Consider the following 6896-nt stretch of genomic DNA (forward strand, 5'->3'; position numbering starts at 1 on the left):
GCCTTATCTGGACAGTCTGCGCCGTCCGCAACATTGCAGTAAGGTCGGCGATGGACGCCCACGGTAGGCAGTAATCAGGCTGGCCGTAGCGCTGACCCAAGAGCTGGCGGAGGCCAGCCTGATTGCTGCCGGGCCATAGTGCGCATCGGTGTGAAGGTCAGCTTCCGGGTGGGGGGTCCGGGGGGAGGGCTTCGCGCCGGTGTCGATCATTACTGTTTGCGAGTGCCGCGAGGCCAGGGGCCTCGATGCGCATGTGCCGCTAATCCTGCGCGGCGACGCGCTCTATGATCCCGATCTGGATCGCTTCTTTCTCGACCTGCCGCTGTCGGGCGTCCGCTCGCGGCACTCGCTTCGCGCCTATGCCTATGATGTCGTAGTCTGGCTTCGCTTTCTCGATGCCTGCGGCAAGACCGTGTGGGCTGCGACCCGCGACGATGTCGACGCCTATCATCGTGAGCGACGCCGCGACGATGCCGATCACCGGATAGCGGCGGCAAGCTGGAACCGCGCCGTCGCCAGCCTCGATCGCCTTTACCGTTGGGGCGAGCAGCAAGGGTTGATCGCCGACGCGCCGTTCAGCCGCCGCGCCGTGTGGCGACCGGCGCAAGGTGGCCGTCGCGGCATGATCGCGGCGCGCAACGATGCCTATGAACGTGTCGCCAGGCGATCGGATGTCCGTTTCGTCACGATGGATGACTACCGCATTTTCCGCGAGGTCGGCCTGCGCGGCCTTACCCCTGACGGCACGGAGCGCCCCGGCGCTCGCGATCGTAACGGGCTGCGCAATGCGCTGTTCGCCGATCTTCTCGTCACCACCGGCCTGCGCCTCGAAGAGGCGTCGGGCTTGCTCACCGCCGAGCTCGCGGCGATCGACCGCGAGGACGGTGACGTCCAACAACTTTGGTTGCCCCTTCCGCCGCCGCTCACCAAGGGCGACCGCGGACGCAGCGTTCTGGTCCCACGCCGGCTGCTTCGTCAGATCGCCGCCTATGTCGCGGTCGAGCGCGCCGCGGGCGTGGCCAAGTTCGCCGCGCGCGACGGTGCGGCCAGCTTCGACCGACCGATCCCTGTCACCCGCGCCGGTCTCGACCGCATGCGCGATATCTGCACCCCGGAGGAACGATGCCGCCTGATCCTGTGCGACGAGGATGGAACGCCCCGCGAGCCGGCGGCGCTATGGCTGACCGAGGTCGGCCAGCCTGTCCGCCCCAACTCGTGGGAGGTGATCTTCACCCGCGCCTGCAAGCGGTGCGCACAGAACGGCTTCCCGCTGTCGATCAGCCCGCACCAGCTTCGCCACGCCTTCGCAGTCCATATGCTCGCCTTGCTGATCCAGCAGCGGCTGCGCGAAGCGGCATTGCCGGTGGGGCCGGTGGAGAGCTATCGGCTGATCCTGGGCGACCCGCTGCAACAGGTGCAACGCCTGCTTGGCCACGCCAGCCTCACCACCACCTATATCTACCTCGACCATATCGCGACCCGCGCCGATACGGTGGACGCGGCCGTCGAGGGGCTGCTGGCGTTACTGCCGGGGCCGCAAGGCGTATGAGCGGGCGTCCCCGCAAGGGCCGGCCTGTCGCCTTTGCGCCGATCACGCCGGAGCGATCGCAGCCCGATCCTGTGCTCGGCCTCAAGTTCACCATCGAGGCGCGGCATGGCGGAACGGTCCTAGTCGATATGACCGGGCTCGATCCTCGCCCACTCGCCATCGCTTTCGCCGGTGCGCTGCGTCGATCGGCGGCGCTCGGCGGCCCCATCGGTGCGGCCAGCGTCATCAAGCAGTATGTTCAGGTCTATCGCCACTTCTTCGCCTGGCTTGGCGATGATGCGCCGGAGGTGACCGGCGTCAACGACCTGCGCGCAGTCCATATCGATGGCTTTGCGTCCGCGCTCGAACGGCGTGGGATGGGCGCGATCCACCGGCACATAACGGTCGGCAAGGTCATCAACACGCTGCGCGCGATCGAGGCAGACCGGCCCGATCGGATCGCGCCCGACCTGCATGAGCGGCTGCGCTACACGCTGGCCACTTCGGCGGGCCGCTCGACCCCGCGCGATGCCTATAGCCCCTTCGTCGCCCGCGCGCTGCGCGACGCCGCGAGGGCCGATATCGAAGCGATGCTTCGCCGCCTCGGCGCCGACGACCGCACTGATGAGGGCGACCCTGTCGTCGCCAGGGCGCGCGCCGATGTCGAAGCGATCATCGCGCGGCAGGGCTTTATCGTCGCAGACCAGCCCGCGCTGAAGCGCCTCTATTTCATGCGCATGCGGCGCGGATTGCCGATCAGCACGCTCATCGACGACCTGCATGGCCGCCATCATCTGCTCGCGCGCGATCTGCCGGCGCTGCTCGTGCTGCTCACGCTCGATACCGGCCTCGAGCCGGAGTGCCTGAAGACGCTGACCGTGGATTGTCTCACCAACCCGCATGCCGGCACGGTGGAGCTACGCTATCTGAAGCGCCGCGCCCGCGGTGCCGAGCACAAGAGCATGCGGGTCCGCGATGGTGGTAGCGGCACACCCGGCGGCCTCATGCGTCGCCTGATCGACGTCACCGCCGTCGCACGCGAGCATCTGACCGACGATTGCCTCTGGCTCTATCACAACGTTGGCGGCCTTCGCGCCGGCATCGTCGATCCCAAGTTCCAACTCGCCGCCTGGGCTCGTCGCCATGGTATCGCCGGCGATGATGGGAAGCCGCTCCATCTGCTGCTTTCCCGGCTGCGCAAGACCCACAAGGCGCTATGGTACACCAAGACCGAGGGGCATATGGCCCGCTTCGCGGTCGGTCACACCCGCGAGGTCGCGGCGCGCCACTATGCCGATCTGCCGTCGCTCCGGCCGTTGCACGAGGCGGCCGTCGCCGATGCCTTCCGCGCAGCGGTCGCTGCGGCGATGCCGACCGTGCTTCCACCCACCGCCGAGCAGGCGCTGCGCGAAGCGCCCGAACAGGTCGCGTCGCTGATGTCGGCTGATACGGTGGGTCCGGTGCTCGACGGCGAACAGGATGTCTGGCTCGCCGCCTGCGCGGGCTTCCATAGCAGTCCTTTCGCCGAGCCCGGTTCGCCCTGCGCGCAGCCCTTCTGGGGCTGCCTCGATTGTCCCAACGCCGTCATCACCGCGCGCAAGCTCCCCGCGATCCTCGCCTTTCTCGCGTTCGTCGAAGAGCAGCGATGCAGCCTGCCGGCGAGCGACTGGGCCGCCAAGTTCGGCCGCGTCCACACCCGGATCACGGTCCAGGTCCTGCCGGTCTTCTCCGATGCCGTTATCGCCGAAGCGCGCCGGCAGATGGGGAGCGAACGGCTCTATCTGCCGCCGGAGGCACGCGCATGACCACGCCCGTCCATGCCCTCGTGCCCGCGTTCGACGATCGCCCTGTGCTGGCGAGCGCGCCGCTCAAGGCGGGCCATGCCCGCGAGGAGCTGTCGCACGTCGGCGACCCGACCTGGGATCTCGGTCCCGCCGTCTTCCGCGAGAACGCTCGGCGCTGCCACGTCACCGTGCATTTCGACGTGCTCGAACATGCCGATGTGCAGGCGGCAATGCGCGCCTATCTCTACGCCCGCCTCAACGTCGGTCTTCCCGGCTACCACCCGAAGCTGCCGCCCGCCAGCATCCGACAGGCATTCAACCGGGCTCGCCGGTTCTTCGCCTTCGCGCGCGAGCGGCTTGGGCGGCTCGACCTGGGCCGCATCGATCAGGCGCTGATCGACGCTTATGCGCGCCACCTGCGGGATGATTCAGCGCGGCGCCCCGTCATCGTCGGCCAGCTCTTGCAGGTGGTCACCGATCTCTACCATCTCCGGGATCACCTGCCTGGAGGCGGTCTCGGGTTCGAGCCGTGGGCCGGGCAAGCGGCTGCGCGCGTCGCCGGATATCGGCATGTGCGCGAGAACCGCACCCCACGCATGCCGGAGGAGATTGTCACGCCGCTGCTCGCCTGGTCGCTGCGCTATGTCACGACCTTCGCGACCGATATTCTGGCGGCTCGGGTCGCGCTCGATCGGCTCGAGGCAGTCCGCGCTCGGCTGCTCGCCGCCGAACGCGGACTGCCTGATGCAGAGCGCCGCCTGCGGCAGCGCGCGCGCCTCGAGCGCTATCTCGCGCGCCGAGCCCGGCAAGGACGCGGCGTGCCCATCTGGACGACGGCACACAACGGCGCCACGCGCATCGATCCCCTCACCGGGGATGCAACCCCGCCGATCAACGCCCATCTCCTCCATTTGCATGCCGGCATCGATGCCGTCGCCGAGCCGGCCATGCATCTCATGCTCACTACCGGCGCACCGGATGTCATTCGCGAAGCGGTTGCATCGCTTGGTACCGAGGTCGGCGGCATGGACACGCCGATCTCGATCGCTCCCGAGAGCGGTCGGCCATGGCGTGCCCGCTTCGACGTGAAGACCCTAGCGATCGAGGAGCGGATGCTGCAGGCCGCCGCCTATATCGTATGCGCCTATCTGACCGGCATGCGCGACTGCGAGGTCCAGGCGATGCGGCGCGGCTGCCTCTCGATCGCGCGCAGCGAAGACGGCCTGATCGAGCGGCAACGCGTCCGATCGACCCTCTACAAGCGCCGATCGAGCGCCGGTGAGTCGGCGAGCTGGGTGACGATCGAACCGGTGGCCGAGGCGATCACGGTGCTCGAACGGCTGTCGGAACACGCGGCACGGAAGACTGGAAGCGACACGCTCTGGCCGGTGCTTCGTCCCCGCGCTGTCACCAAGACGCATCTGTCGAGCGAGGTGGTCCGCCAGCTCAACGCCTTCCGCGACCACCTCAACATCGTCTTCGGCAGCCCCGATGCGCCGGTCATCCCACCCGGCCCCGATGGCAAGCCGTGGCGCATCACGACGCGGCAGTTCCGGCGCACCATCGCGTGGCACATCGCCAACCGTCCGTTCGGCACCATCGCCGGCATGATCCAGTACAAGCATGCCTCGGTCGCCGCTTTCGAGGGCTATGCCGGGACCAGTGGATCGGGGTTTCGCGCAGAGGTCGAGGCGCAGCGCCGGCTCGGTCAGATTGACGACCTGCTGGACTATTTCGACCGGCGTCAGGGCGGCGCATCGCTCGGCGGTCCGGCGGGACCGCGTATCGCGCGGACGCTCGACGATGCCGCCGTCAAGCTCGGGCCGTTGCCCGCCATGATCGCCGATCGCGCCCGCCTGCGCGTCATGCTCGCCAGCGTCGCGCGCACCTTCCATGTCGGCCCGCTCGCGGATTGCTTCTTTGATCCCGCGACCGCGCTCTGCCTCAAGCGCGTGACGACCCCCGATCCCGCGCAGCCGCTCACCGCCCTGTGCGAGCCGACCCGCTGTCCCAACGCCTGCATCACCGCCCGCCACAGGCCGGCTTGGGAACGCGCGGCGGCCGATGCCAGCGAGCATCTACGCGAACGGCGTATCTCCGATCTCCAGCGTCAGGCTCTCCAGCGCGAGCTGGATCGCCTGACCGCGGTGATTGCCGGGATCGATCCTCCCGCGCCGTAGACCACCCCGGCTGTTGGCGGAGTCCTGCGCCGGTCGGCGCGCCCGCGCAACGGCTCCGCCGTCCTTCGCTTCGCTGCGGCCCTGACGGGTGCGCGAGCCCCCCTGTGCCCGGCGCGAACGGGCCTCCGCCGCCGGGGATGGTCCCCGGCGCGAGAACGGAGAACAGATCATGTCAGCCTCACAACGCTCAGACGTCTACGCTCGCGTCACGCAAGCGATCGTCGACGCCATCGAAGCCGGCACTGGCACCTGGCGCATGCCGTGGCATTCTGGCGCCGACGTCACCCGCCCGACCAACGTCGCCAGCGGCAAGCCCTATCGCGGCATAAATACGGTCTCGCTCTGGGCGGCCGCCTATGGCAGCGGCTATGCGAGCGGCGTCTGGGGCACCTATCGCCAGTGGCAGGCGCTCGGCGCGCAGGTCCGCAAGGGCGAGCAGGCCAGCCTCGGCATCCTCTGGAAGGAGTTTCACGCGAAGGGCGACGACGCCGGCGACGATGACGACCATCGACGGCTTTTCGCCAAGGCGTTCAGCCTGTTCAACGCCGATCAGGTCGATGGCTACGCGCCCGAACCGGGGCCGGACCTGCCTGAGAGCGAACGCCTCGCCGCCGCCGAAGCCTTCGTCGCCGCGCTCGGCATCGATACTGTCTACGGCTCGGCCAGCGCCTATTATCATATCGCCGAAGACCGCATTCACATGCCGGATTTCAGCGCCTTCCACGACGCCCACGGCTTCTACGCCACCCATATTCACGAGGCCGCTCATGCCAGTGGCGCAGCCCATCGGCTTGACCGGGATTTCAGCGCCAAGTGGACCAGGCACGCGCTCGCCATGGAGGAAGCGACCGCCGAGCTGACTGCATCGTTCCTGCTTGCCGATCTCGGGATCGCACACGAACCGCGACCCGATCACGCGGCCTATATCGCCTCCTGGCTGCAACTGCTCAAGGAGGAACCCCGGGCGATCTTCACCGCGGCGAGCAAGGCGCAGGCGGCGGCCGACTGGATGCACGCCCAGCAGCCATGATCCAGCAGCGACCAAGGCTGAGCGGCCGATCCCTCGCGGGCTCGGCCGCTTCGTCGCGCACGGCGATGCGCGGGCTTCGCCCGCTCACCAGCGGACGCCGCTGGCGCGGCGGCGCTGATTTCGGGGCCTCCCTCGATGCGGGTCTGGTCGGCGCTCCCTGCTAGGCCCGCCACGGCGCGCCGCAAGCCCGGCTTCGCCGAGCTGCTCCATTTCATTTCGCCCCTCCGGGTGCGGCCTGCCGCTTGCGCGGGCCTCTCCGGTCGTTCTCGCCGCCCACCCCCGCCTCGGGGGAGCCATGGGGTTTTTGGGCAGTGCTGGAGGCACCGATGGTTTTCACCTTCCAACCGCCATTTTTCGCTGGACTGTCAGGATAT

At 68.6% G+C, this 6896-nt stretch carries 4 protein-coding genes; all 4 read left to right on the forward strand.

Going from position 1 to position 6896, the window contains the following annotated elements; translation table 11 throughout:
- Positions 1–199: 199 nt before the first annotated feature.
- The 4 genes from EWH12_RS21170 to EWH12_RS21185 all read left to right on the forward strand — a co-directional run bounded on the left by EWH12_RS21170 (position 200) and on the right by EWH12_RS21185 (position 6522).
- Positions 200–1549 (forward strand): tyrosine-type recombinase/integrase, encoded by a 1350-nt coding sequence (locus EWH12_RS21170; protein WP_129927739.1) that lies wholly within the window; start codon positions 200–202, stop codon positions 1547–1549.
- Positions 1546–3333 (forward strand): hypothetical protein, encoded by a 1788-nt coding sequence (locus tag EWH12_RS21175; protein ID WP_021224414.1) that lies wholly within the window; start codon positions 1546–1548, stop codon positions 3331–3333. Before EWH12_RS21170 ends, EWH12_RS21175 begins: the two co-directional genes overlap by 4 nt.
- On the forward strand, positions 3330–5492 hold the full coding sequence (locus EWH12_RS21180; RefSeq protein ID WP_129927740.1) for an integrase: 2163 nt from the start codon (positions 3330–3332) through the stop codon (positions 5490–5492). The genes EWH12_RS21175 and EWH12_RS21180 overlap by 4 nt, the downstream gene beginning before the upstream one ends.
- Positions 5493–5661: 169 nt before the next feature.
- Complete coding sequence (locus EWH12_RS21185; RefSeq protein ID WP_129927741.1) at positions 5662–6522, forward strand: ArdC family protein; 861 nt, start codon at positions 5662–5664, stop codon at positions 6520–6522.
- Positions 6523–6896 lie beyond the last annotated feature (374 nt).

The organism is Sphingobium cupriresistens (assembly GCF_004152865.1).
Classification (GTDB): Bacteria; Pseudomonadota; Alphaproteobacteria; order Sphingomonadales; family Sphingomonadaceae; genus Sphingobium; species Sphingobium cupriresistens.